Origin of the sequence: Engelhardtia mirabilis (assembly GCF_007748095.1) — a bacterium.
Lineage (GTDB): Bacteria > Planctomycetota > UBA1135 > UBA1135.
This window is the reverse complement of record NZ_CP036287.1, coordinates 641,520-665,548: the sequence shown is the minus strand read 5'-3', so window position 1 is coordinate 665,548 and position 24,029 is coordinate 641,520. Positions and strand designations below refer to the sequence as shown.

Here is a 24,029-nt window from a genome sequence, read left to right as displayed (position 1 = left end):
CGCATCACGGACGAGGGGTCCGGCTGGCGCAGGCCGGCCATGGGTCGGCGCCGAGCAGGGTAGCCCCGGGGTCGTGGGAGGAAACGAAGGGTGACCCGAGTCGGCCGGAGAATTGACGGGTCACTTCGCTGAGCGGCTGCTGAGTCCACAGGTCCACGGGCAGGCGGCCGCGGGCGGCGCCCGCCCCGGCCCGGCGCGCCGGGCCTTCCGGCGCCAGGTTCGAGTCCAAACCCTGGACCCCGGTCTTCTCGCTGGACTCGCCGGAGCCCACCCCGGGGCATCAGGTACCGCCTCTTACGTTGGCGCGGTCCTTGCTGTGGGACCTGGGCGCGTCGAAGAGCGTGGCCTCACACAGCCCGTGCAGACCTGAACGAATGTTCATGCGGGTCGATTGATAGGGCGATCGAGGGTGGAACTAGTCCGCGTCGGCTGGCGGCTCCCGCGCTTGGAGCGTCTGTCGGGTGGGCTGGGGGGCTCGCGCGGCGGTCGGCGTTTCTGGGGATCGAGTCGTCCGAAAGGGGTGGACCGCCGCTCCTTGGACGGTCGGTTCCCGGGGCTCCCCCGGTGGCGAGTCGGGCGCACGCACCGCCCTTCCTCCTGACCGATTCGACCTGGCCCGCACCGTTCCTCGAACTCCATGACCTGGTGGACCTTCCTACTGCCCGCCCTGGCCTGTGCCGGGTTGCTCGTCGCGCTGATCCAGCGGCGGCAGAGCCTGCATGGCCTGGGCGCGGCTCTGGATGAGCGGGAGGAGGCGCGGCAATCCGGGTCCCATCGGGCGCGGTTGCAGTATCCCCACGTGGATCTGGACCGTTGCCTGGGCTGCGGGACCTGCGTGGCGGCCTGTCCGGAGGACGGGGTGCTCGGCCTGATCCACGGCCAGGCCCTGGTCGTCCACGGGGCGCGCTGCGTCGGGCACGGGCGCTGCGCGGAGGAGTGCCCGACGGGGGCCATCTCGATCGCCCTGGGGGACATCGAGCAGCGCGAGGACATCCCCGTGCTGTCCGACAACCTGGAATCGACCACCGTGCCCGGCCTGTTCCTGGCCGGGGAAGTGACTGGCTACGCCCTGATCCGCACCGCCGTCACCCACGGCAACGCGGTGGCGGAGGAGATCGCGCGGCGCCTGAAGGACGACCCGCGCGACCTTCCCGAGGGCGCGTTGGAGCTGTGCGTGGTGGGTGCGGGGCCGGCGGGGCTGTCGTGCTCCCTGGCCGCCAAGCTGCACGGGATCGACTTCGTGACGCTCGAGCAGGGTTCGGTGGGCGGCACCGTCGCCAGCTACCCGCGCCGCAAGTTGGTCATGACCCAGCCGGTCGACCTGCCCCTGCACGGGCGCCTCGGTCGCAGCTCCTACGCCAAGGAGGAGCTGATGGAGCTGTGGACCGACATCATCGGCGGCCTCGAACTGCCGATCCGCACGCCGGTCAAGTTCAAGCGCGTGGTGCAGCGCGCCGACGGGCTGCTCGAGGTCCAGACCGACGGCGAGCCGGTGGTGGCGCGCTTCGTGAGCCTGGCCCTGGGCCGGCGCGGGTCGCCGCGTCGTCTGGGGGTGCCGGGCGAGGAGGCGACCCACGTGGCCTACTCGCTGATGGACGCGGAGAGCTACACCGATCGCCGCATCCTGGTGGTCGGCGGCGGCGACAGCGCGGTGGAGGCGGCCCTCGGCCTGGCCGACCAGCCGGGCAACGTCGTGCGCCTGTCCTACCGGCGCGCGGAGTTCTCGCGCCTGCGCAGTCGCAACCGCGAGCGCCTCGACCAAGCGCGGCTGGACGGCAGCGTCGAGCTGCTGCTCGAGACCCAGGTCACCGCCATCGGCACGGACACGGTCGACCTCGTGCGCCTGGGCGCCTGCGACGGCGAGAAGCTGATGCTCGACGTGGACGAGGTCTTCGTCTTCGCCGGCGGTGAGGCACCGATCGAGCCGCTCAAGGCCTCGGGCATCTCCTTCGACCCGGCGGACCGGCCGGTGGCGACGGCGGACGAGGGCAGCTCGACTGGTTTGATCCGCTCCCTGGGCGCGGTGCTCGTGCTGGCCCTGGTCTTCGCGGGCGCCACCTTTGGCCTGCGCGATTACTACGACCTGCCCCTGGCGGAGCGCCCCCACCACCCGTGGCACGCCACGCTGCGGCCGGCCGGTGCCGTCGGACTGACCCTGGGCATCGCGGCCTTCGCGGCCATGGCGGCGAACCTCGGCTACCTCCTGCGCCGCAGCACCCTGGTGCCGGTGCGCTGGGGCTCCCTGCGCGCTTGGATGACGGTGCACGTGGCCACGGGGCTCTCGGTGCCGCTGCTCGTGCTGATGCACGCGGCCCTGGCTCCGCGCGACACCCTCGGGGGGCATTCGTTCCTGGCGCTCTTGGCCCTGGCGGCCACGGGCGCGATCGGTCGCTACTTCTATTCGTTCGTGCCGCGGGCGGCGAACGGTCGCGAGTTGCTCCTCGACGAGGTGCGCGGCGAGTTGGCGCAGCTCTCCGGCGAGCTCGACCGCACCCACCGCGGCTTCGGGGACTCGGTCCTGGAGGCGGTCGAGCGCTCGATCCGCGAGAGCCGCGGGGGGCGCAACTTCCTCACGCGCCTGGCCGCGGTGCTGCGCAGCCGCCGGGCAGTGCGCCAGCTCGAGCAGGACCTCACGCTGAAGGCCCGCGACGCGGGTCTGCACGCGGAGCAGATTCGGCGCGTGACCGAGCTCGCCGCCCGCGCGCGGCGCGCGGCCGCCTCCGCCGCCAGCTTCGAGGACCTGCGCGGGCTGATGGTGTCCTGGCGCTTCCTGCACCGCTGGGCGGCCCTGTTCTGCGTCCTCGCTGTCATCGCGCACATCGTCGTGGCCCTGCGTTTCACCCGGTTCGGCGGCTGATCGATGGCGGTCTCGAAACGCAAACGGGCGCCCCTGTGGAAGCGCCCGGAGCTCTGGCTGGCCCTGGCCGCGGCCGGCTTCGTGGTCGTGCTCTTCTCGCGCGACCTCGAGCAGACCTCGCCGGGTCCCCTGAGCGCGGTGCACGCGAGCCTCGACGAGCTCGACGGCGCCGGCTCGTGCAAACGCTGCCACGGCGGCTTCGGCGAAAGCCTCGCGGGGGCGTGTCTCACCTGCCACGAGGCGATCGAGAGCGACCTCGACCTGCGCCGCGGCCTGCACGGGACCCTCGACCCCGCCAGCGCCCAGGCCTGCGGTACCTGCCACAGCGAGCACCACGGCGCGGAGTTCCGCCTGGTCTCGGACACCGCCTTCGCCGCCGCTGGCGTCGCGGACGTGATGGCCTTCGACCACGCGCTGGTCGGCCTCGACCTCGCCGGCAAGCACACCGAGATCGCCTGCTCCGAGTGCCACGCCGCCTCCGAAGTGCTGGTCCTCGCCCACGGCACCCGGCGCTTCGGTGGCCTCGACGCCTCCTGCGCGAGCTGCCACGAGGACGTGCACGGGGGCGAGCTGGGCAACTCCTGCGCCGACTGCCACGTGCAGACCCAGAGCTTCGGTCCGCCCCCGAGCTTCGCCCACGCGAGCTTCGACGACGGCGGCGACCACGCCGGCCTCGAGTGCGCCACCTGTCACGAGCCGGGCAGCGACTGGAGCATCGAGCGTTCCTTCGACCGCGAGGGTCCGGGCCGCGCCGAGCGCTGCGACGCCTGCCACGACCAGCCCCACACCGACGTCCTGCTCGCCGCCGCGGCCTTCTTCTTCTCGGCCGAGCCGGCGACCTCGTGCAGGGGCTGCCACGATCCGCGCGACGGGGGCTTCTCCTTGGGTGAGCTGACCCAGGAGCGCCTCGCGCCCGCGCCGCCCGGGCCCGTGGCCGCGCGGGTCACGCCCGAGCTCCACGCCCGGGCCGGCTTCGAGCTGGACGGCGCCCACACCGAGCTGGGCTGTGCCGACTGCCACGGCGCCGCCGCGGACGTCGCCCACGACTTCAGCCAGCGCTTCCCCGGCCGCGAGCGCGAGGACTGCGCCGCCTGCCACACCGACCCCCACGGGGGCGAGTTCGAGGACCGCGGGCCCCTGGCCTGCGCCACCTGCCACGCCACCTCGGAGTTCGCGCCCTCCAGCTTCGGCCTGGCCGAGCACCGAGGCACCGACTTCCCCCTGCACGGCGCCCACACCGACCTCGCGTGCGCCGCGTGCCACGAGCCGAGCGCGCCCCAGCAGGCGCTGCGCTTCGACGCCGTGGGCACGAGCTGCGCGGACTGCCACGACGACGCCCACGGGGGCGAGTTCGACCGGGGTCCCTTCGCGAGCGCGAGCTGCTCCGAATGCCACTCGGACACCGCCTTCCGACCGGCGCACTTCGGACTCGACCAGCACGGGCTGACCGGCTTCGCCCTGGACGGCGCCCACGGCGCGGTGGGTTGCGCGGCCTGCCACACCGAGCGCCTGGACAGCGGCCCGCTGCGCTTTGCGGGGTTGCAGGACGACTGCGCGGCCTGCCACACGGACGTGCACGACGGGCTCCTGGCCCAGGCCGCGGTGGCCCTGGCCAGCCCCTCGAACGCCCAGGCCGCGCCGACCGACTGCGCCGAGTGCCACGGCGCCACGACCTTCAGCGAGGTGGACCGCGCCGCCTTCGATCACGGGCGCACCGGCTTCGCGCTCGTCGGCGCCCACGCGCAGGCCCAGTGCGAGACGTGCCACCGCCCCGCCAAGACGGCGGACGCCGACCTGCGCCGCTTCGGCCGCGCCTCGGACCTCTTCGGCGCCTCGATGACGCGCTGCGACGACTGCCACGCCGACGCCCACGGCGGCGCGCTGCTGCCGGTCGGTGGCGCCGTCGCCGACTGCTCCGCCTGCCACGGCTCGGAGGCCTTCGCCCCCGCGACGATTGACTTCGACCACGGTCGCTGGACCGGGATCGGGCTCGAGGGCGGGCACGCGGGCCTCGAGTGCGCGGGCTGCCACGAGCGACCCGCCGTCAGCGCCCACGGCCCACGCAACCTGGGTCTGGTGCGCGGCAGCCGCTGCTACGACTGCCACGCCGACCCCCACGTGGCGCAGTTCGGCGACGTTCGCGGCGACAGCTGCCTGCGCTGCCACGATGGCGACGCGCGCTTGACCTTCGACCACGCCGAGGACGCGCGCTTCGCCCTCGACGCCAACCACCGCGACCTGGCCTGCGCCAGTTGTCACGACGCCTGGCCCCTCGAGGGCGGCGGCAGCGCCGTTCGCTACAAGCCAATCGCACACAGTTGTGCCGATTGCCACGGGACGGTGGGTGATCGATGAGGGCCATGACGGGACAAGGGCTGCTGGTCGCCGCGGCGCTGGGCCTCTTCGGGCTCGAGCCTGCCGTTGCCGCAGAGGGCGGGGCGGAGGCGGGCAGCACAGCGCCCGCGGTCGAGCGCATGGAGGAGCGCCGCGTCGAGGTGCGCGTGACCGACTCCATCGCCGAGAGCGTCTACCTCAACGCCGGTCGCAACGACGGCCTGCGCGTCGGTGACACCGTGCGCCTCTCGCCCGCTGGCGCGGCGCCGGTGGAGGCCGAGATCGAGATGGTCTCCGCCTCGAGCTGCCGGGCGCGCGTGCTCGCCCCGGGCGAGCCGCCGCCGCGCGACACCCTGGGCGAGGTCTTCGTGCCCGGCGAGCGCTTCAGCGCCGAGCCCCAGGCGAAGGTCGTCGATCCACGGGCGGGCACGCACTCGGACGGCGACGCGCCGCCGCTGCAGCCGATCGTGCAGGCGGTCCCCCACCCGCCTTGGGCGGCCACCGAAGGCGAGGGCACGCGCGATCCGGCGGCGCCGCTCCTGGCCCAGCCCGAGGGCTCCAAGCCCGCCGAGCGCGAGCCCATGGTCTCCGGCCGCCTGCGCCTGCGCGCGGTGACCGCGACCAGCGACGGCACCGACGTCGACAGCTCGCGCCTGGTGTTCGGGGCCGACCTGACCGCGACCAACCCCTTCGGCCAGGGCGGCGAGCTGACCCTGGACGCCGAGACCCTGTGGCGCGCCTACTCCGCCGACGTGGAGGACGACAGCGACCTGATCGGGCGCGTGGACGAGCTGGCCTACAGCATCGGCGGCGACCGTGAGCGGCCCACGTCCCTGACCGTCGGGCGCTTCTCCCAGCGCGGCCTCTCGCGCCTGGGGCGATTGGACGGCGTCGAGTTGAGCCACCGCGACGGGGGCGATCGGCGCTGGGGCGCGTCGATCGGTCTGATCCCGGACCTGAACACCAGCGCCACCCCGTTCGAGGCGGACGAGGCCCAGGTCGCCGTGTCGGTGGACCAACCCCTGGGCGACCGCAGCCTGGGCAGCGTGACCCTCGGCCTGCAGAAGACGTGGTTCCAGGGCAGCTCGGACCGCAACCTGATCGTGGTCGGGCTCGACGCGCGCCCCGCGGGTTGGATGATCCGCGGCGGCGCCCTGATCGACTACTACGCCTCGTCCACGGCCTCGACGCCGGCGGGCTTCGACCTGACCGAGTACTACCTGAACGTGGACCGCCCCCTGGGCCAGAGCGTGGGCCTGGGCGTCTTCGCCACGCGCTTCTCCCTGGCCGATCTGAAGAAGAACGAGCTGTACGGCGACCCGCAACTGGTCCTCGGCCAGGGCCCCGTCGATCGTTTCGGCGGGCGCGTCTGGTGGCGGGCGACGAGCCACTGGCGCCTCGAGGCTGGGGTGCAGCGCTTCCAGGACTCGGAAGACACCGGCGGCGGCTACACCCTGCGCGCGAACGGCAACAACCTGGACGCTTGGCACACGGGCCTGTCGATCTCGGCGCGCACCAACGAGACGCGCTACAACGACCAGATCGGCGTGGGCCTCGACGCCCACTGGCCGGTCTTCGAGCGCAGCAACTTGAGCGCGGGCTATTCCTTCCTGCGCTTCGAGCCCACGGGCCTGCAGGCGGCCCTCGAGACCCACGACCAGCACTCCGTGCGAATGGGCTTCGACACCCGCATCGGTGACGACTGGAGCCTGTCCGCCAACGTGGATCGCGTGTTCGATACCGACACCGACGCGATGGTCGTCGGCCTCACGGCCTCCCTGCGCTTCTGACATCCGCAGCACCCACGGCCCGCCATGGATCCTTCGAACACTCCCAGCTCAACCCGCCGCATCGCTCACCCCAAGGCCTTCGCGGGCCTGTTGGTCGCGTTGCTCGTCGCCTGTGGGCTGCAACTGCGCGGGCCCGACGGACCGCGCCAGGGGTGGTGGGACGAGCGCGGGCCCGTGGTGCCCCACGACACCTTCCCGGCCGATTGCTCCCTGTGCCACGTGGGCAAGGGTTGGAGCACGATCCGCGCCGACTTCCAGTTCGACCACCTGGCGGAGACCGGCGTGGAGCTCGACGGCGCCCACGACGGCGCCCAGTGCCTGCGCTGCCACAACGACCGCGGCCCGGTGCAGTGGTACGCGGCCAAGGGCTGCAGCGGTTGCCACCAGGATCCGCACCTGGGGCGCTTGGGCGCGACCTGCACCGAGTGCCACGACACCTTCGACTGGTTCCCGAGCGGCATCCTGGCCGACCACCAGTCGACGCGCTTCCCCCTCGAGGGCGCGCACCTGGCCACGGCCTGCGCCAGCTGCCACCCGGCCGCCGAGGCGGGACAGTTCACCGGCGTCAGCACCCGTTGCGAGTCCTGTCACCTCGAGGACGCCCTGGGCGCGCAGAGCTTCGACCACGTGGCCTCGGGCAACCTGACCTCCTGCGAGCAGTGCCACCAGCCGACCCAATGGGGCGGCGGGACTTTCGTACACAACTTCTTCCCGCTGACCGGCGGACACGCCTTGAGCGACTGCTCGGCCTGCCACACCGGCGGGGTCTTCTCGGGCCTGTCGACGAACTGCTTCTCCTGCCACGCCGACGACTTCACGGGCACCGACGACCCCGACCACGTGGCCGCGGGCTTCTCGACCTCCTGCGACGAGTGCCACAACATCCAGAGCTGGGAGGGAGCTGCGTTCAACCACGCCTTCTTCCCCCTGACCGCGGGGCACAGCATCAGCGACTGCTCGGCGTGCCACGGGTCGGGGACCTTCGCCGGCCTGTCGACCGACTGCTTCTCGTGCCACGCCTCCGACTACGCCGGGGCGATGGACCCCAACCACGTCACGGCCGGATTCTCGACCGCCTGCGACGAGTGCCACAACACATCGACCTGGGAGGGCGCCAACGTCGACCACTCGTTCTTCCCGCTGACCGCCGGGCACAACCTGGCCAGTTGCACGGCCTGCCACAGCCCGGGGACCTTCATGGGCCTGTCGTCCGACTGTTTCTCGTGCCACGCCTCCGACTACACCGGCGCCAGCGACCCCAACCACGTCACGGCGGGCTTCTCGACCTCCTGCGAGGAGTGCCACAACACCTCGGACTGGGGCGACGCGAACATCGACCACTCGTTCTTCCCCCTGACCGCCGGTCACAACCTGTCGAGTTGCACCGCCTGCCACAGCCCGGGGACCTTCACGGGACTCTCGTCGGACTGCTTCTCGTGCCACGCCTCCGACTACACCGGCGCCAACGACCCCAATCACATCGCGGCCGGCTACCCCACGACCTGTCAGGCCTGCCACAACACGTCGGACTGGGACGACGCGGTCTTCAACCACGACTTCCCGATCAAGACCGGGGCACACAAGAACTTCAGTTGCACCCAGTGCCACACGAACCCGGCCACCTACGCGGTGTTCTCGTGCATCGACTGCCACGAACACAACGCCGTCGACACGCAGAAGAAGCACAAGCCCGACGAGGTTCCGGGCTATTCCTACAACTCCGCGGCCTGCTACTCCTGCCACCCCAACGGCAAGGGCGACTGAGGCCGCGCAGGCTCAGAAGGGCGGCAGGAACTCGTCGATGCCGCCCTCGAGCACCCGCGCGAGTTGGTTGGAGCTGTGGGACGTGCGCACGTCCCTGACCCGCGGCTCGGGGTCCAGGTCGTAGCGGCGCACGACCGCCTGGGCTCGCTGCCGCTCCGCCGCCATGCGGGCGACGCGCGCGGCCAGAAGACCCCCGAGCGTCTCGCCCACCTCCTCGCGCGCGCCCGGGAACCAGCAGCACAGGCGCGCGCGGCTGGCCCGGTGGGTCAGGACGACCTCCAACCTCGGGCGCCGATCGAAGCGCCCGTGGGGCGAGGGCAGGGCGCTGCACTGCACCCCGACCTCATCCGCGGCCAGGCTCAGGTCGGCCGGGTGCACGTCCACCCGCACCGACTCGCGGCGGGCACGTCGCGGGCCCGGGCGTTGGCCGTCGATCTGAGAGCGGAACAGGTGCAGCCCCTCCTCGCCGCGCAGCATGGCGCAGGCCCCGGCGCCGTCGATGGCGAGCACGGCCGAGTCCTCGTAGGTCTCGCCCCCGACGCGGTCGTGGAGCACGCGTACGGCGTAGCCGCGCCGCCGGGCCCAGGCGCGCACCATGCGGCCCACGCGCCCCACGCCGTCGAGGCCCTCGCCCTCGCCCGACGGGTGTACCAGGGAGATCTCCACCAAGGCGTCCGACAGCTCGGAGCGCGGATCGCGGGCGACCAGGAACTCCAGTTGCCGCGTGCGCCGATCGAGGTCCTCCACGCGGTCGAGCACCGCCAGGGCGTCGCGGGGCTTGGTCGTGCGCAGGGCCCATTCGGCCGCCCGCCGCGCGCGGTCGACCGCGCCCTCGATCTCCGTCAGCAGGCCGTCGCAGCGGTGCAGGGCGTCCAGGTCCGCCAGGGCCAGGTCGCGGTCGCTCCAGAAGTCCGGGGCGCCGGAGCGCTCGACCAACTCGCCGCGCAGCCCGACCACGGGGAGCGCGGCGCGCTCCAGGTCTTCGACCCGCGCCACCAGCCGAGCCGCCGCCGCGCGGGCCGACTCGAGGCTGGCGGACTCGGGCGCGGCGTCGACCGAGCGTTGGCGCGGCACCGGCACGAGGCGAGCCTCTCGCCCCTCCTCCGCCGGTTGGCTGACGAGCTTGACGGCCACCTCGCCGTGCTTGACCGTCAGGTGCAGCACCTCGTCACCGACCCGCGGGCTGCGCGCGATGACCCGCGCCAGGGGCAAGAGCACCTGCTGTTCGACGGTGCGCTTGAGCGGGCGCGCGCCGAATGCGGCCGAGTAGCCGCGCTCGAGCAAGAGCGCCACCAGGGCCGGATCCACGTCCACCTGCAGGCCGCGGCGGGCGATGCCGCTGCGCGCCAGCACGTCGTTCAGCTCGCGCCGCGCGATCTGCTCGGCGGTGTCCAGGTCGAGGGGCGCGAAATGCACCACCTGGCCGATGCGGTTCAGGAACTCGGGGCGGAAGAAGCGCTCGAGCTCGCGCTGCACGTCTTCGGTCTCGGGCGCGCGCGGGCCGCTCTCGCCGCTGAAGCCCACGCTGGCCTCGGTGCGCACGGCCGAGCCCACGTTGCTGGTCAGGATCACGATCGTGCGGCGGAAGTCGACGGTGCGGCCGCTGCCGTCGGTCAAGCGGCCGGCGTCGAAGAGCTGCAGGCACAGGTCGAAGACGTTGGTGTGGGCCTTCTCGACCTCGTCGAGCAGCACCACCGAGAAGGGCCGCTCGCGCACGGCACCGGTCAGGGTGCCGTCGTTCCTGCCGCCGATCAGGCGCTCGTAGGACTCGTAGCTGGCGTACTCGGACAGGTCGAAGCGCAGGAGGCGCTCGGGGCTGCCGAACAGGTACTCGGCCAGGGCCCGCGCCAGCTCGGTCTTGCCCACGCCGGTCGGCCCCACGAACAGCATCACGCCCAGGGGCCGACGCGGGTCGGTCAGGCCGGCCTTGACCAGGGTCACCAGGTCGACCACGGCTTCGACCGCGCGCGGCTGCCCCATCACCCGGCGCGTCATGAAGTCGCGCACGGCGCTCGGGTCCAGGGCCTGGTCGTCGTCGAGCAGGGCCGTGGGCAGGCCGGTCGTGGCCGAGAGGGTCTCGAGCACCAGGCGCGGCGAGACCGGGCCGTCGGCGCGTTCGGCCACGCGTCGCAGGAGGTCGACGCTGCGACCGGGCTGCTCGCCGGCGACCCCGAACAGGTCGGCGAACTCCACCAGGCGCTCCAGGGTCGGGCGTGGGACCTCGAGCCCCAGGTCGGCGCCGACGCCCTCGAGCACCCGCAGGGTCTGGGGCGTGTCGGTGGGCGCCAGGCGCAGGGGTTGCAGCGGTCGGCGCAGGCCCGGCGCGCGGCGCAGGCCGGCGGCGAAGCCACTGGGCGTCGACTCCCCGACCACGCAGACCTGGCCCGACTCGAGGTAGGGCGTGAGCAGGCTCGCCACGTTGGAGTCGCTGGTCGAGGTGGTACCGACGCCGTCGAGCAGCTCCACGTCGGGGATGTAGACCACCACCGAACGCGGCCGGCTGGCCAGCTCGACCAAGCGCGCGAGGCGCGTTTCCCACTCGCCGATGTACTTGGTGCCGAGCAGGAACTCGCCGCTGGTCACCCGCACGACCATCCAGTCGCGCTCGGGCTCGAGCTCGGCCAGACGCGCGGCGAGCTCCTGGACGACGGCGGTCTTGCCCGTGCCGGACTCGCCCAAGAGCACCGCCGAGCGCGACCCCGTGGGCGCGTGCACGATCTCCCACAGAGCGTGGACGGTTGCGTCCACGGACCGCGCGCGCGGAAGGCGCCCCTCGCGGAACTCCGCCACCAGGTCGAGGCCGTAGGCGGCCAGGCTCTCACGCTCGTGCTCGTCGGACTGCTGCATCGTCGGGGGTCCGGCCTGGTCGTCGCCGGGGCGCCGATGATAGGGCGAGCGTCAGCCCAGGGTCGCCGCCACGGGCCGAGCGCCGCCTCTGGGCGTGGGCGCCACCATGGCGCCGAGCCTTCCGGCGCGGGGACGCTGCCCGTGGGTCACGTCGCGGCGGTGGGAGTGCAGCTCGTCCGCGTGGGTCCAGGTGCAGCGGTCGCTCACGTCGATCGAAGCCACGCCGGCCCGGCGCAGTTGCAGCTCCGCGGCCAGCCGCAGCTCCACCCGACCGCGCCCGGCGGGGAGCGCCTCGCCGCCGATCAGCGCCGCGCCCAGGTCTGCGCGCTCGAACTGCTCGAGCACCTCGGGCCCCATCTCGGCCCGCGCACCGCCGAGGCAGGGGCCGATGGCGGCCACGGGCTCGCTGCCGCCCAAGGCATCGAGGGCCGCCGGGATGACCCCGGCCACCAGCCCGCGCCAACCGGCGTGCACGGCCGCAACCCGCGCGCCGCCGTCGGAGGCGATCAGGATCGGCACGCAGTCGGCGGTGTAGACCAGGACCATGCGCTCGGGGCGCGCAGAGATCAGCGCGTCGCCGGCGTCGTCGCCGGCGGGGTCGGGCTCGTCGACCCGCTGCACCCGCGCCCCGTGGACCTGGCGCAGCCAATCCAGGCCGACCCCGGGGTCCGCGCCGGCGAGCTCGCGCAGGGCGCGGTGATCGCGATCGGACAGGCTGCCCACGCAGAGCTCGTCGCCCCCCACTCCGACGCGGGTGGTGAACAGGTGCGGGACACCGTGGCCCGCCAGGACCGCGGAGCGGTAGCCGACCAGCCCGCTGGAATGCACGACGCGCTCGAGCACGCCGCGAGGATAGCGGCTGCCCGAGCGCGTCGCGCGCTGCGGATCGGAGCCCGGTCTACCGGGAAGCCCCGCCTACTGGATCGCCAAGGTCGCCGGAGCCGAGACGCCCCAGGGCGCGGGCGAGGTCGCGATGGTCACGAAGGCCACGTAGAACGACAGGCCGCTGAGGGTCGGGTCGGGCGGCACGATCACGATGCCGGGTGCGCTACCGCCGGCTCCGATCAGGCCGAAGAAGTTCACGAAGGTGCCGGACGCGGTCAGGCTCAGGTTGAACAGGCCGTCGGGGTTGAGCGGCACCACGTTCGGAACCGGCGGGACGCCCGAGCTGATCGGGATGCCCGGGAAGGTGCCGAAGGACGCCGCTGCGGCGTAGGGCACGCCGGCGTAGCCGGGCGCGTCGAAGGTCAGGTTGATGAAGCCGCCGGGGACCGCGGGGCTGCCGGAGACCTGCACCTGCAGCGGGTTGGTGGGCGAGTTCGGCGTCACGCAGGCGCGGATGGCCCAGTTGCCCGAGTAGTACAGCGGGCACAGGGGCAGGCCGGTGACCGTCGCCAGGGCCGGATCGACCCAACCCTGTCCGAGGATGTCGATCAGGTTCTTGCCCTGGGGCGTGATCAGCGGGTCGCAACCGAAGAAGCCGCCCTGGGAGTTGTCGGTGAAGAAGTTGGTGCTGAAGCCCGAGGCGCAGTTGCCATTGGGATTGATCAGCATGCGGCAGGCGACCACGATCTGTGCGTTGCCGGAAGCGCCCACAGTGACGCCGTAGGGCGAGAGGTCGAACTCGTTGAGGCCCGTGCTGGTCAGCTGCACGTTGCCGCCGACGTCGCTCGCGAAGTCGAAGACCTTGGGACCGAGGATCGCGTTGGCGCCGACGAAGTTGACCCCGTCGTAGATCTCGATGTTGGCCACGGCGGTGTTGCCGTTGATGCCGAACTGGTTGCCGAAGCCGACGGAGACGCGACCGACGTCGTAGGAGGTGCCCGGGTTGGGCAGGGTCAGGACCGCCGCGGCCGCCTCGTTCTCGCACAGGCCGGGCACGATCGAGACCGTGACCTGGCCGGCGGGCACGTTGGGCAGGCTGTCGTTCTTGAGCAGCGTGGCCGTGCCACAGTTCTGGGCGGCGGCGCCCGAGGCCAGGAGCAGCAGGCCGAGGACGGGGGAGGCGAGACCGGGGAGCACGCAGCGGGCGATGGAGTTCATGGGAGGTCGATGGACACGGCGGGGGTGAAGGCTGGATCCTCCGCGCCCATCGCCGGATCCGCAAGGGCGCCCCCGGCGACCGGGCGGCGAGCGCTGGCCCACGGATCCGTGCGGGCCAGCCGCTAACCTGCCGCCATGCCCAAGCCGCGGCCGACCACGACGATCCTGCTCACGGTCCTGACCCTGGTCGCCTTCGCCGGCAACTCGCTCCTGTGCCGCGCGGCCCTGCGCGGGGGCGCCATGGATCCCCTGGCATTCACCGGCCTGCGCCTGGCGAGCGGCGCGCTGGTGCTGCTGCCCCTGGCTTTCGTCGGCGACCGGGAGCGGCCGCGCGCCCCGTGGCCCTTCGGCGCGTCCGTGGCCCTGTTGGTCTACGCGACGGCGTTCTCCCTGGCCTACGTCGGCCTCGACGCGGGGATCGGAGCGCTGCTGCTGTTCGGGTCGGTCCAGATCACGATGATCGGCGCGGGCCTCGACGCCGGCGAGCGCCTCGGCGCCGCGCAGGCGGTCGGGATCCTGGCGGCGATCGGGGGCCTGGCCTGGCTCTTGGCGCCCGGCGCCAGCGCCCCGGCTCCGGTCAGCGCGGCCCTGATGGTCGTCGCCGGGGTCGCCTGGGGCGGCTACTCGCTGCTCGGGCGCGGGGTCGCCTCGCCGGTGCGCGCCACCGCCCGCAACTTTGTCCTGGCCGGCGTCCCCGGTGTCGGCCTGTTCGCCCTCGGCAGCGGCCGCATCGACGGCGAGGGCCTGGTTCTCGCCTGCCTCTCGGGCGCCCTGACCTCCGGTGTCGGCTACGTGATCTGGTACGCGGCGCTGCGCGGCCTGACCCGCACCCGGGCCGCGGTGGTGCAGTTGGCGGTGCCGGTCGTGGCAGCGGCGGGGGGCGTGGTCCTGCTCGGGGAGGCCACCACGCCGCGCCTCTTGGCGGCCGGGGTCCTGACCCTCGGGGGCGTCGCGGCCGTGATCCTCGCGCCTCCGAAGACAGAAGCGACTCGGTAGCCCCGCCAACTGCGCCCTCGAAGCAGAATCGAAAGGCACCCGGGCGCGGTCCCGCCCGTCTTCTAGGGGCGACTTCGTTCCGCCCCCCCCTGCCCCCTTCCAGGAGGTCCGCCGTGGCCCCTTCCCGGAGGTCCTCCATGGGTCGTCTGCCCCTGCGACCGCTCGCCGCCCTCACCGCCGCCGCCCTTTGCGCCAGCCCCGCCGCCGCCCAGCTCCAGTTGAGCTTCTCGGACGGCGTGCTCGGCTCTGCCGTCGACTTCGCCCTCGAGGGCGGCGCGCCGGGCGCGGCCTACGTGATCCTGCCCTCGTTCCAGGTCGGGCCCACGCCCCTGTCCCTGCTGGACCCCCTGGACCCGCGCCTGCTCGGCGTCGGCCTCGACCTCTTCACGATCGCGACGGTCGGCGGACTCGACGGCACGGGCAAGGCTGGCGCCAGCTACGGCCTGCCGGCGAGCCCAGTCCTCGCCGGCCTGCCGCTCTTCGCCCAGGCCGTGAGCTTGCCCGGACTGCTGACATTGGTCGACCAGGTCTCCAACCGCACGTCGTTCGTGCTGGGCGGATCCGGCGACGTGTTCCCGACCCTCACGGCCGATGTGGCCCGGCGCGCGTGGCATTCGGCGTCGACGCTCAAGGACGGTCGCGTGCTGGCCCTCGGCGGGGTGTTGGTCGATCCCCTGGTGGTCGGCACGCCGACCGCGCGCTCGTCGTTCTTCGACCCGCAGACCCAGAGCTTCAGCCCCGCGGGCCTCGACCTGCCCACGGCGCGCTTCCGCCACCGCGCGGTGACCCTGGACGACGGGCGCATTCTGCTCAGCGGCGGCATCGGCGTCGGCGGCGTGACGGCTGAGGTCACCCTGGTGGACGTCGCCAGCGGCACGGTCGCGAACATCGCGCCCATGGCTCAGGCGCGGGTGATGCACACGATGACGAAGCTGAACGACGGGCGCGTGCTCGTGGTCGGCGGCAGCTCGAACTTCACCACCACCCACCCGATCGGTTGGCCGGCGAGCGTCGCCTCGCCCCAGGCCACGACCGAGATCTGGAGCCCGCTGACGCGCACTTGGTCAGCGGGCCCGCTCCTGCCCGCTCCATTGACCATGCCCGACGCGATCCTCTTGGGCTCGGGCAAGGTGCTGATCATCGGCGGCGTCAAGGGCGGCGCGGCGGGTCAAGTCGCCCAGTCGACCGGCGAGTGCTACCTGTTCGACCCTTCGACCGACCAGATCGCCCCCACCGACTTCCTGCCCCGCGGACGCCTCCACACCGGCAACGTCCGCATGGCCAACGGCGACGGCATGATCGCCGGCGGCACCACGATCGACTTCTCCACCCAGTCGACGACGGTCTTCAACGACGCCTTCAAGTTCGACGCGCTGACCGAGCTGTGGTCGGGCCTGCCGTCGATCCCGGCGCTGATCCGCTGCGGACACTTGATCTGCGTCGACGACGGCATGGGCGGGGTGTACTACATCCTCGGCAACGGGCTGACCTCCCTGGACCTGGCCACCGGCACGGCCGTCTACCAGAAGAACGTCTACAGCATCGACTCGAACCTCGCGTCCTGGTCCCTGGTCGGCACCCTGAACCAGGACCAGATGGGCGCGGCGATGGTCGGCCTCGAGAACGCCGACCGCGTGCTGTTCCTCGGCCCCGGCTCGGGCCTGGCCCAGCCGAATGGGCCCAAGTCCGACATCATGATTCGCTGAGGGCGCGCGTCGGTCGCGGCGGGTTGTCCGTCGCGACGGGCGATCGATCACGGCGGACGAGCGTTCCCATCAGGCAGTCGGTCGCGGCGGGCAGTCGGTCGCGGCGAATGTGCGTTCGCGTCAGCCAGAGCTTCGCGGTGGTCAGGCGCTCGCCGCGGGCATTCGGGCGCGGACGGGGGCCGAGCAACCGTGCGAGCCGGCGGCTCAAGATCCCAGGTGTTCGGCGCGGATGGCGCGCGCCAGCCGGGCGCCGTTGACGGCGCGGGCCGAGTCGGGGCCGTCGACCATTCGCATCGACACGCGGGCCAGGTGGGCGGGAATGCCCCAGGAGCCGCCGCGCACCAGGCGGTAGACGCTGGGCCGGGGCCGCGCGCGGGCGCCGTCGCCGGGCTCCACGGGATCGGTGTAGTCGCCGCGCCGCTCGCGGGCCCACTCGAAGTTGTTGCCCATGGTGTCGTGCAGGCCGAAGGGGTTCGGCAGGTGCGTGCCCACGGGCGCGGGGCCGTCGGGGCCGAACCACTCGGCTTCGGCCAGGGGCGTGTCGCCGCCGTCGCCCCACCAGCGGCCGGGATTGCCGCCGCGGGCCGCGTACTCCCACTGGGCTTCGGTGGGCAGGGTCAGGTCGATGCGCTTGGCCGCGTCCATGGCCATGCGCCAAGTGAGGCCGCAGACCGGGAGCTGCATGTCGGGGGAACGCTCCCAGTCCAGGATCGGCAGCTCGCCGGTGATCCGGAGCCACTGGGCGCGGGTCAGCTCGTACTTGGCGATCAGGAAGGGCTCGAGCGAGACCGTGTGCACCGGCGACTCGGAAGGACTGGCCGCGGCGTCCACGTGCGGGCTGCCCTCGGGGTGCTCGTCGCTCGGTTGCCAGGCGCCCATGGTCGCTTCGCCGCCGGGGATCAGCACCAGCACGATCGACGAGGCGGGCTCGAGCACCAACTGACCCGATCGATCGCGGACCGGCGGCAAGCCGCTCGCGAGGTGGGCGAACTCATGCAGGCCCGTGCGCGGGTCCGGGCCGATCGGCACCAGGCCCAACTGCGGCGCGAGGTCGAGACCGTCGAAGCGTGGGTCGGCGGCGACGGCGGCGCGGACGTCGGCCCAGGTGGTCCCGCCGTCGGCGACGGGCGTCAGGGTGCGCTCGACCAGAGTCCGTGCGAAGGCCACGCGTCGCTCGACGTCGGCGATCAGGCCGCCATCACTGTCGGGCTGGGGTCCCGCGAGTCCATCGAAGGCCGCCAGGAGCTCGACCAGCTCGTCGCGCCCCTCGCCGCTGGTCCGGGCCAGGCGCGCGCGATGTTCGTCGCGACGACCGGCCAGGACCCGCGCCCGCTCGAGCCAGGCCTCCATGGCGGGGATGGTGGCGGGCACCGCGGGCCACAGCTCCTGGGCCTCGGCCACGTAGCCGCGCAGTCTGTAGCCATCCGCCGCGAGCAGGCCCTCGCGCGCGCGCTGGCGCTGCAGGTGCAGGATCACGAGCAGGCCGATCAGGGTCACCAGGACCACCGTGCCCAGGGCCGCGGCCAGGCCGCGGTTGCGCTGGATCCACTTGGTCAGCTCGGCCCAGCCACCGGTGGCGTAGGCGCTCACGACGCGGCCCTCCAGGTGTGCGCGCAGGTCGTCCGCCAGGGCGCCGATCGACGCGTAGCGCTCGCGCGGCTCACGCGCCATGGCCCGCTCGCAGATGGCCACCAGCTCCGCCGGCGGCGTAGGGTCGAAGCGCTCCAGGGGCTGCGGCGGCCCGGCGCGCACGCGGTCCACGATCTCGCGCGCGCCGCCGCCGCGGTAGGGCGGCCGCCCGGCGAGCAGCTCGTAGAGCATGGACCCCACCGCGTAGGTGTCCGACGCCGGGCCCACGTCGTCCATGCGACCGTCGGCCTGCTCGGGCGCCATGTAGGCGGGCGTGCCGACCACGTCGCCGTCGGAGGTCAGCCCCGGCGCCGCGTCGGGGTCGAGCGCGGGCGTCCAATCCAGGGCGGTGCCGTCGGCGGAGTCGCCGTCGCGGTCGGAGCGCGCCAGGCCCCAGTCGACCACGTAGGTCTCGCCGAAGGCCCCGACCATGATGTTCGCGGGCTTCAGGTCGCGGTGCACGATGCCGCGCTCGTGGGCGTGGGCCAAGGCTTCGCAAACCCGTTGGAGCACGCCGAGGACGCGCTCCCGCGACCACTCGGGATCGCCCTCGGCGACGCGGCGCAGGATCACCTCGAGGGTATCGCCCCCCACCACCGGCATGGAGTAGGCGGCCCGACCGGTGTCATCCACGTGGATCTCGTGCACCGGGAGGATGCCGGGATGGGCCAGCCTGGCCGTGATGCGCGCCTCGCGCAGGAAACGCCGACGACGGCGGTCGCCCAGGGGGCCGTTGTCGGGCCGCGCGACCTTGAGCGCCAGCTCGCGGCGCAGGGCGCCGTCGTGCACGCGCAGCACGACGCCCATGCCGCCGCGACCGAGCTCGCCCTCGATCTCGTAGCGCTCGCGCGGCGGCGGTGTGCCGGCGCTGCTGGGCAGCACTGGGCGGTCCCCGATCAGCCGGCCCACGTGGGGCTCGACCCGCGACCACAGGTCGTGCATGCGGCGCAGCTCGCTGTCGAGCTCGGGGTGCTCGCCGATCAGTGCTTCGAACTCGGGCGCGTCGTCGTCTTCGCGCTGGGCCAGGTAGCCGGCGAAGATCTCCGCGGCCGAGATCGCACCGCCGTCGTCTTGGGTAATGCCCATGGTCACTACTCGTCGTCGTGACCGACGCGTTCCATCAACGCCACCATGGCGCGGGCGTGGAGCATGCGCGCCGCGCCCTCGCTGGCCAGTTGCAGGTGCTCGGCGACTTCCGCCCAGGTGCGTCCTTCGTTGCGGGCGCGGATCACGTCCCGGTGGCGCGGCTCGAGCGCGGTGATCGCGAGCTGCACGCGCGCGGCGGACTCGGCCTCCGCGACCTTCTCCAAGGGCGTCAGCGACGAGCGCGCGGGGTCGAAGCCCGGTGCCGAGTCGGAGCCGTCGCCGCCATCCAGAGCGACCAGGGGACCCGCGTTGCGCTTGGCCCGGCCGTGGTGCTTGGCCAGGTCGCGGATGCGGTTCTCCACCAGCCGCGCGATCCAGCGCACGAGGGCGTCGTCGTCGCGGGCTTCGAAGCGGTCGTAGCCGCGGACCACGGCCCCCATGGCTTCCTGCACCACGTCGCCGGACTCGGCGTAGCGCCGCAGACCCGGTCCCAGCCGCTCGTGCACGATGCGCCGCACGTGGGGGTAGCAGCGCGCCAGCGCCTGCTCGAGGGCGGCGCGGTCGCCCCCCTGGGCTTGGTGCAGGAGGTCGAGGGTCTCGTGGCCGGGGGGGGGTTGGTCCATCGGGGTCGGGAGCGGTCCACCCGATCCTACTCGCCACGTTCGATCGTGAGCGGCCACTGGCCGCAAGCCAGGGCCCGCGGCGACGATCGTCGCGCCGCGGGCCCGCGGGGCTCAGAAGTTGACGTAGATCAGGTGCTTCGTCGGCTTGACGGTGCCGAACACCGGGAAGGTCACCGGGGCCGGGAGGGTGTGGGAGTAGTTCGAGGCCAGGTCGATGAAGCGATCGGTGGTCGGCGCGATCGGCGAGGTCGGAAGGACCAGGTAGCCGCCCTGGGTCACGGCGCCGTAGAAGACGTCGATCGACTGGGCGAGCACGCCCGTGGGGTCACACACGTCGCGGTACAGGAAGACGCCCTCCGCGGCGCTGACGCGCTCGGGGCCCGGGTAGCTGGCGGTGGTCGTCCAGGTGCCGATCGACGCCGTGGTGAAATCGAGCCAGGGAGCCACGGGCCAGAAGTTCAGGGACAGGAAGCTGCCGCCACAGACGCCGTTGCCGAAGAGGGTCGAGGCCGTGTTCTGGGCCGGCGCGAGCGAGAGGGGGCACAGGCAACCGGAGCCGATCGGGATCAGGCCACCCTGGAGCACGGGCTCTTCGGCGAGGCACACGCCGGGGGGCAGGGACGGGTCAAGGCGACGCATGGCCTCGGCCACGATGGGCCCACCGGGCAGGGGGGCCGAGGTCGGCAGGAAGGGGTTGCCGGGTGTGTCGGGCGCGACGATGGCGTAGGTGCTCGTCGGGTGGAAGGTGCCGGGCTGCGAGGAGAGGGTCGGGTGGTGCGTGAACGCATCGCAGTTGTGGAACAGCACCAGGGCGTTCTCCACGGTCCCCGCGAAGCAGTCCTCCGCTACGTCGAAGTAGCCGTACCAGAAGGACGTCGGGTAGGGGCCCAGATCGGGCGGCACGGGGCAGACGGGGGTCGCGGTGAAGCTCCCGCCGAAGTCGATCTTGGCGGCGAAGCGCCAGACCTGGGTGCCGACCGTGCCGGGGACCGCGGTCTCCTCCCAGGTGCGGGTGTAGTCGAGCTCGAGGGCACCGCTCATGAGCACGATGCCGGAACAGTCGGTCACACGCAGCTTGGTGACGTAGTGGCCACACAGGGGAGTCGGCGCGATCGGATCCCAGTCGACCGAGATGCAGTTCTGGCCCGCCAGGCCGCAGGCGTTCCAGCACAGGCCGGTGGCCGGCATGGCGCCGGGACCGAACGCCGGGACGCTGAGGTTGACCGGCGCGCAGCAGGGTGCCGACTCCAGTTGATCGAAGAGGAAGCAGGGGCTCTGCGCTTCGGCCGACGGGGTGAGGGCGGTGGAGAGGATCAACAGCCCCATGGTTGCGACGGTGCGCGGGGCGAGGTTCGAGACGAGCTTCATGGGAAGCCTCCGATTGGAAGGGGTCGTGCGTGCCAGCGACGGTCCGTCACCACCTGTACGGGAATCTCGGAATCCGAGTGGCCAATTCCCCCGCGCGTGGCGGGCTTCCGCGCACTTCGGCGGTCGGGGTCTGCCCGCACCTCGCGAACGAAGAGCGGGGCGGCTGGCTCGCGCCAACCGCCCCGCTCTCTCTCCCTGGGCCGTCGCTCTTCCCGGAGCGCGGGCCCCCGTTCGATCGAAGCCGGTTCGATCGAGGTCCGTCGTCCAGGATCAGAAGTTGACGTAGATCAGGTGCTCGGTGGGCTTGACCGTGCCGACCATCGGCAGGGCCACCGGGCCGGGCAGGTTCGAGGAGTAGTTCGAGGCCAGGTCGATCAGGCGGTTGGTGAAGGCGAAGATCGGGGAGCCTCCGAAGACCGGGTAGCCGCCCTCGGTGATGCCGCCGTAGAAGACGTCGATCGAGTTGGTGACGATCCCGGTCGGATCGCAGGGCTCGCGGTACAGGAACAGGCCTTCCCCCACGTGCACCTGCTCGGGGCCGGGGTAGGTGGCGCCGGTGGTCCAGCGGCCGATGGAGGTCGTGGTGAAGTCCAGCCAGGGGGCGACCGGCCAGAAGTTGAGGCTCTGGAAGCCGCCGCCGCAGGCGCCCGCGCCGGAGAAGGTCGACGCGGTGTTGGTGGCGACGCCGAGCATCAGGGGGCAGAGGCAGCCGAAGCCGAGGGGCAGGAACGCGCCCTGCAGGATCGGCTCTTCAGCGAGGCAGGCACCGGGGATCGGGCTGGCGGTGCTGCGGATGGCCTCACCCATGACGATGCCGGCCGCGAGCGGGCTGGAGACCGGGACGAAGGGGTTGGCCGCCGTATCCGGAGCGACGATGGCGTAGGTCGAGGTCGGGTGGATCGTGCCCGGCTGCGACGAGATCGGCTGCTGGTGGATGAAGGCGTCACAGTTGTGGAACAGCACGAGGGCGTTCTCGGAGATGCCGGTGACGCAGTTCCGCGTGAAGTCGAAGTAGCCGTACCAGAACGAAGTCGGGTAGAAGGCGAAGTCCGGGGGCACGGGGCACGCGGAGGTGGCGACCGAGCTGGCGAAGAAGTCGATCTTGGCCACGTAGCGCCAGACCTGGGTGTCGATGGCGCCTGCAATGGTCGACTCCTGCCAGGTGCGGGTGTAGTCGAGGTTGAGCAGGCCCTCCATCAAGGTCACGCCGGCGCAGTCGAAGACCCGCAGCTTGGTCTCGTAGTGGCTGCACTGGGGCGTGAACATGAAGGCATCCCACTCGACGCGCACGCAGCTCTGCGCGACCAGGCCGCAGGCGTCCCAGCACAAGCCGGTGCCCTGCATCGAGCCGGGCGGAACCAGGGGCACGTTGGCGTCCACCGGCGTGCAGCAGGGCGCGCCGTCCAGTTGGTCGGGGAGGAAACAGGTGCTCCCCTGGGCGCTGGCGCTCGAGGCGAGCCCAACGAGGGCGACCAGGGCCGTGAGGGGAGCAGTCAGTCGGGTCTGAAGTCGGTTGGTGAGCAGCACGTTGATCTCCGGGTGAGGGGTGATGCGCTCCCAGCGACGGACCCGGAGGGGGTGCACGGGGGAATGGCGGAATTCTCCACGGGGCTCGCAGGCGCCGGTCGCGGATCCGGGCAGGCGGTGGCATCGATGGGGTGAGCCCGCCGCAGTTCGTGCCGAACGAGGACGGTCCCCGCTGCGCCAGGTAGGCGCAGCGGGGACCGTCCGGGAGTTCCGCGGGCTCTTGCCGCGGTGGAAAGGGGTGTGCTCTCGCCGCGTGGGATCGCCGCGTGGGATCGCCGCGTGGGATCGCCGCGCAGCCGGGGCTCTAGCCCTCGGCTCCGGCCAAGCCTTCGACGGCCTCCAACACTTGCTTCGCCTCAGGGGTCAGCTCGACACCCTCGGGCATCGCTTCCACATGCTCGCGCAGGAGGTCGCAGATCTCGCGGCTGTTCGCCGGTCGACCGCCACTGACCCAGTCGGTCAGGGCCCGCACCACGCCGTCCCAGGCCACGACCTTGCTGGGGTCGTCATGGGCGCGCTCGAGCCGGCCGAGCTCGTATTCGAGCTTGCCGAGCAGCTTGTCGTGATCCTTGCGTTGCTTCTCCTCGGAGGTGATGCGCTCACCGAATGCATCGAGCTTCTCGGCCAACTCCGCCCACTTGGTGGGATCGGCCGGGTCCTCCATCCGCATGTGGCGTGCGACGAAGATCCGGTGCGCGGCACCGATCTCGCGAACCCAGATGAAGAGGTCGAGTTGATCGGGATCGCTCTCGACCCCGGCGACCCCCAGAGCCGCCCAGAGGGAGGACTGGGCTTCAGCCGCCAGGAAGAGGAGCTTCTCCGGCGGAGCGTCGAGGCCCTCCATCCAGCGATCCACGGAACGCACGACCTCCACGGCCTTGGAGAGGTTCGCGTAGGCCTGCGCGCAGAGCTCCAGGGCTTCGGCCGTCGGCGTCGCTCGACGCCGATCGAAGGCCCAGAGGTTGCAGCGCGGCAACTCCGAGGCGGCCGAAAGGAGGGCGTCAGCCTCGTCACTCCCAGCCACGTCTTCGCCCGCTTCGAGGCGAGCCTTGGCCAGGGCACAGGCTCTCGACTTCAGAGCCGATCGCTGGACGGTGATTCGAAGGCGCGCGGGCCAGTCGATCGTGATCTCGGCCGGCCTACGGGGAGGTTGGGTGGCATCGGAGCCAGTGGTGGATGTACTCGCTGTGGACGTGTGGGGAGAAGTCACGCGACCACGATCACCAGTGCCGGCGCCGGGGGAGAACGGCGATCGACTCTGGGAACCGGACTCGAGTTCGCTGGCGACCGCGCTCAGCCACTGGGACAGAGCGCGGACCTCACGGGCGAGACCAGGATCGGGGCGGGGGCTTCGGAGAACGGGATCGAGGAAGCCTCGAACCCCTGCTAGGAGGTCGGAAATTGATATCGGGCGCACTGGCATAGGGTAGGAAGGACCGAAGATGGCAGGAACCTTCAC

Annotated in this window: 14 protein-coding genes; 6 read left to right on the top strand and 8 right to left on the bottom strand. The window is 72.4% G+C overall.

From position 1 onward, the window contains the following. Window positions 1-637 precede the first annotated feature (637 nt). Genes Pla133_RS02490 through Pla133_RS02475 form a run of 4 tightly spaced genes read left to right on the top strand, consistent with a single transcriptional unit; the run spans window position 638 to window position 8,745 of the window. Window positions 638-2,857 carry an NAD(P)-binding domain-containing protein gene (locus tag Pla133_RS02490; protein WP_145062053.1) on the top strand — a complete coding sequence of 740 codons (2,220 nt, stop codon included), beginning with the start codon at window positions 638-640 and terminating at the stop codon, window positions 2,855-2,857. A gap of 3 nt (window positions 2,858-2,860) precedes the next feature. Next, on the top strand, window positions 2,861-5,212 hold the full coding sequence (locus tag Pla133_RS02485) for a cytochrome c3 family protein (protein WP_145062051.1): 2,352 nt from the start codon (window positions 2,861-2,863) through the stop codon (window positions 5,210-5,212). Between the two features lie 5 nt (window positions 5,213-5,217). Further along, complete coding sequence (locus Pla133_RS02480) at window positions 5,218-6,981, top strand: hypothetical protein (protein WP_145062049.1); 1,764 nt, start codon at window positions 5,218-5,220, stop codon at window positions 6,979-6,981. A gap of 24 nt (window positions 6,982-7,005) precedes the next feature. Next, entirely contained in the window at window positions 7,006-8,745 is a 1,740-nt protein-coding gene (locus tag Pla133_RS02475) for a hypothetical protein (RefSeq protein ID WP_145062047.1), read from the top strand. Between the two features lie 12 nt (window positions 8,746-8,757). Here the strand turns inward: Pla133_RS02475 and Pla133_RS02470 are convergent, their stop codons facing one another. The 3 genes from Pla133_RS02470 to Pla133_RS02460 all read right to left on the bottom strand — a co-directional run bounded on the left by Pla133_RS02470 (window position 8,758) and on the right by Pla133_RS02460 (window position 13,635). Continuing rightward, window positions 8,758-11,592: an AAA family ATPase gene (locus tag Pla133_RS02470; RefSeq protein ID WP_145062045.1), complete on the bottom strand. Its 2,835-nt coding sequence runs from the start codon at window positions 11,590-11,592 to the stop codon at window positions 8,758-8,760. A gap of 51 nt (window positions 11,593-11,643) precedes the next feature. Beyond that, window positions 11,644-12,435 carry a purine nucleoside phosphorylase YfiH/LACC1 family protein gene (locus Pla133_RS02465; protein WP_145062043.1) on the bottom strand — a complete coding sequence of 264 codons (792 nt, stop codon included), beginning with the start codon at window positions 12,433-12,435 and terminating at the stop codon, window positions 11,644-11,646. A gap of 72 nt (window positions 12,436-12,507) precedes the next feature. After that, a complete protein-coding gene (locus tag Pla133_RS02460; protein ID WP_145062041.1) occupies window positions 12,508-13,635 on the bottom strand; it encodes a hypothetical protein in 1,128 nt (375 codons plus the stop codon). A 135-nt stretch (window positions 13,636-13,770) separates the two neighbouring features. On the opposite strand from Pla133_RS02460, the gene Pla133_RS02455 reads away from it, so the two are divergent. Next, window positions 13,771-14,631: a DMT family transporter gene (locus Pla133_RS02455; RefSeq protein ID WP_145062039.1), complete on the top strand. Its 861-nt coding sequence runs from the start codon at window positions 13,771-13,773 to the stop codon at window positions 14,629-14,631. 137 nt (window positions 14,632-14,768) lie between these two features. Beyond that, complete coding sequence (locus tag Pla133_RS02450; RefSeq protein WP_145062037.1) at window positions 14,769-16,337, top strand: Kelch repeat-containing protein; 1,569 nt, start codon at window positions 14,769-14,771, stop codon at window positions 16,335-16,337. Window positions 16,338-16,541: 204 nt separating this feature from the next. Here the strand turns inward: Pla133_RS02450 and Pla133_RS02445 are convergent, their stop codons facing one another. The 5 genes from Pla133_RS02445 to Pla133_RS02425 all read right to left on the bottom strand — a co-directional run bounded on the left by Pla133_RS02445 (window position 16,542) and on the right by Pla133_RS02425 (window position 23,594). Continuing rightward, on the bottom strand, window positions 16,542-19,052 hold the full coding sequence (locus tag Pla133_RS02445) for a bifunctional serine/threonine-protein kinase/formylglycine-generating enzyme family protein (protein WP_145062035.1): 2,511 nt from the start codon (window positions 19,050-19,052) through the stop codon (window positions 16,542-16,544). Window positions 19,053-19,057: 5 nt separating this feature from the next. Continuing rightward, window positions 19,058-19,675, bottom strand: coding sequence for an RNA polymerase sigma factor (locus tag Pla133_RS02440; protein WP_145062032.1), 618 nt, complete (start codon window positions 19,673-19,675; stop codon window positions 19,058-19,060). A gap of 111 nt (window positions 19,676-19,786) precedes the next feature. After that, window positions 19,787-21,043 (bottom strand): hypothetical protein, encoded by a 1,257-nt coding sequence (locus tag Pla133_RS02435; RefSeq protein WP_145062030.1) that lies wholly within the window; start codon window positions 21,041-21,043, stop codon window positions 19,787-19,789. Window positions 21,044-21,313: 270 nt separating this feature from the next. Beyond that, window positions 21,314-22,627, bottom strand: a complete 1,314-nt coding sequence (locus tag Pla133_RS02430; RefSeq protein WP_145062028.1) for a hypothetical protein — start codon at window positions 22,625-22,627, stop codon at window positions 21,314-21,316. Between the two features lie 247 nt (window positions 22,628-22,874). Beyond that, on the bottom strand, window positions 22,875-23,594 hold the full coding sequence (locus Pla133_RS02425) for a hypothetical protein (protein ID WP_145062026.1): 720 nt from the start codon (window positions 23,592-23,594) through the stop codon (window positions 22,875-22,877). Between the last annotated feature and the right edge of the window lie 435 nt (window positions 23,595-24,029).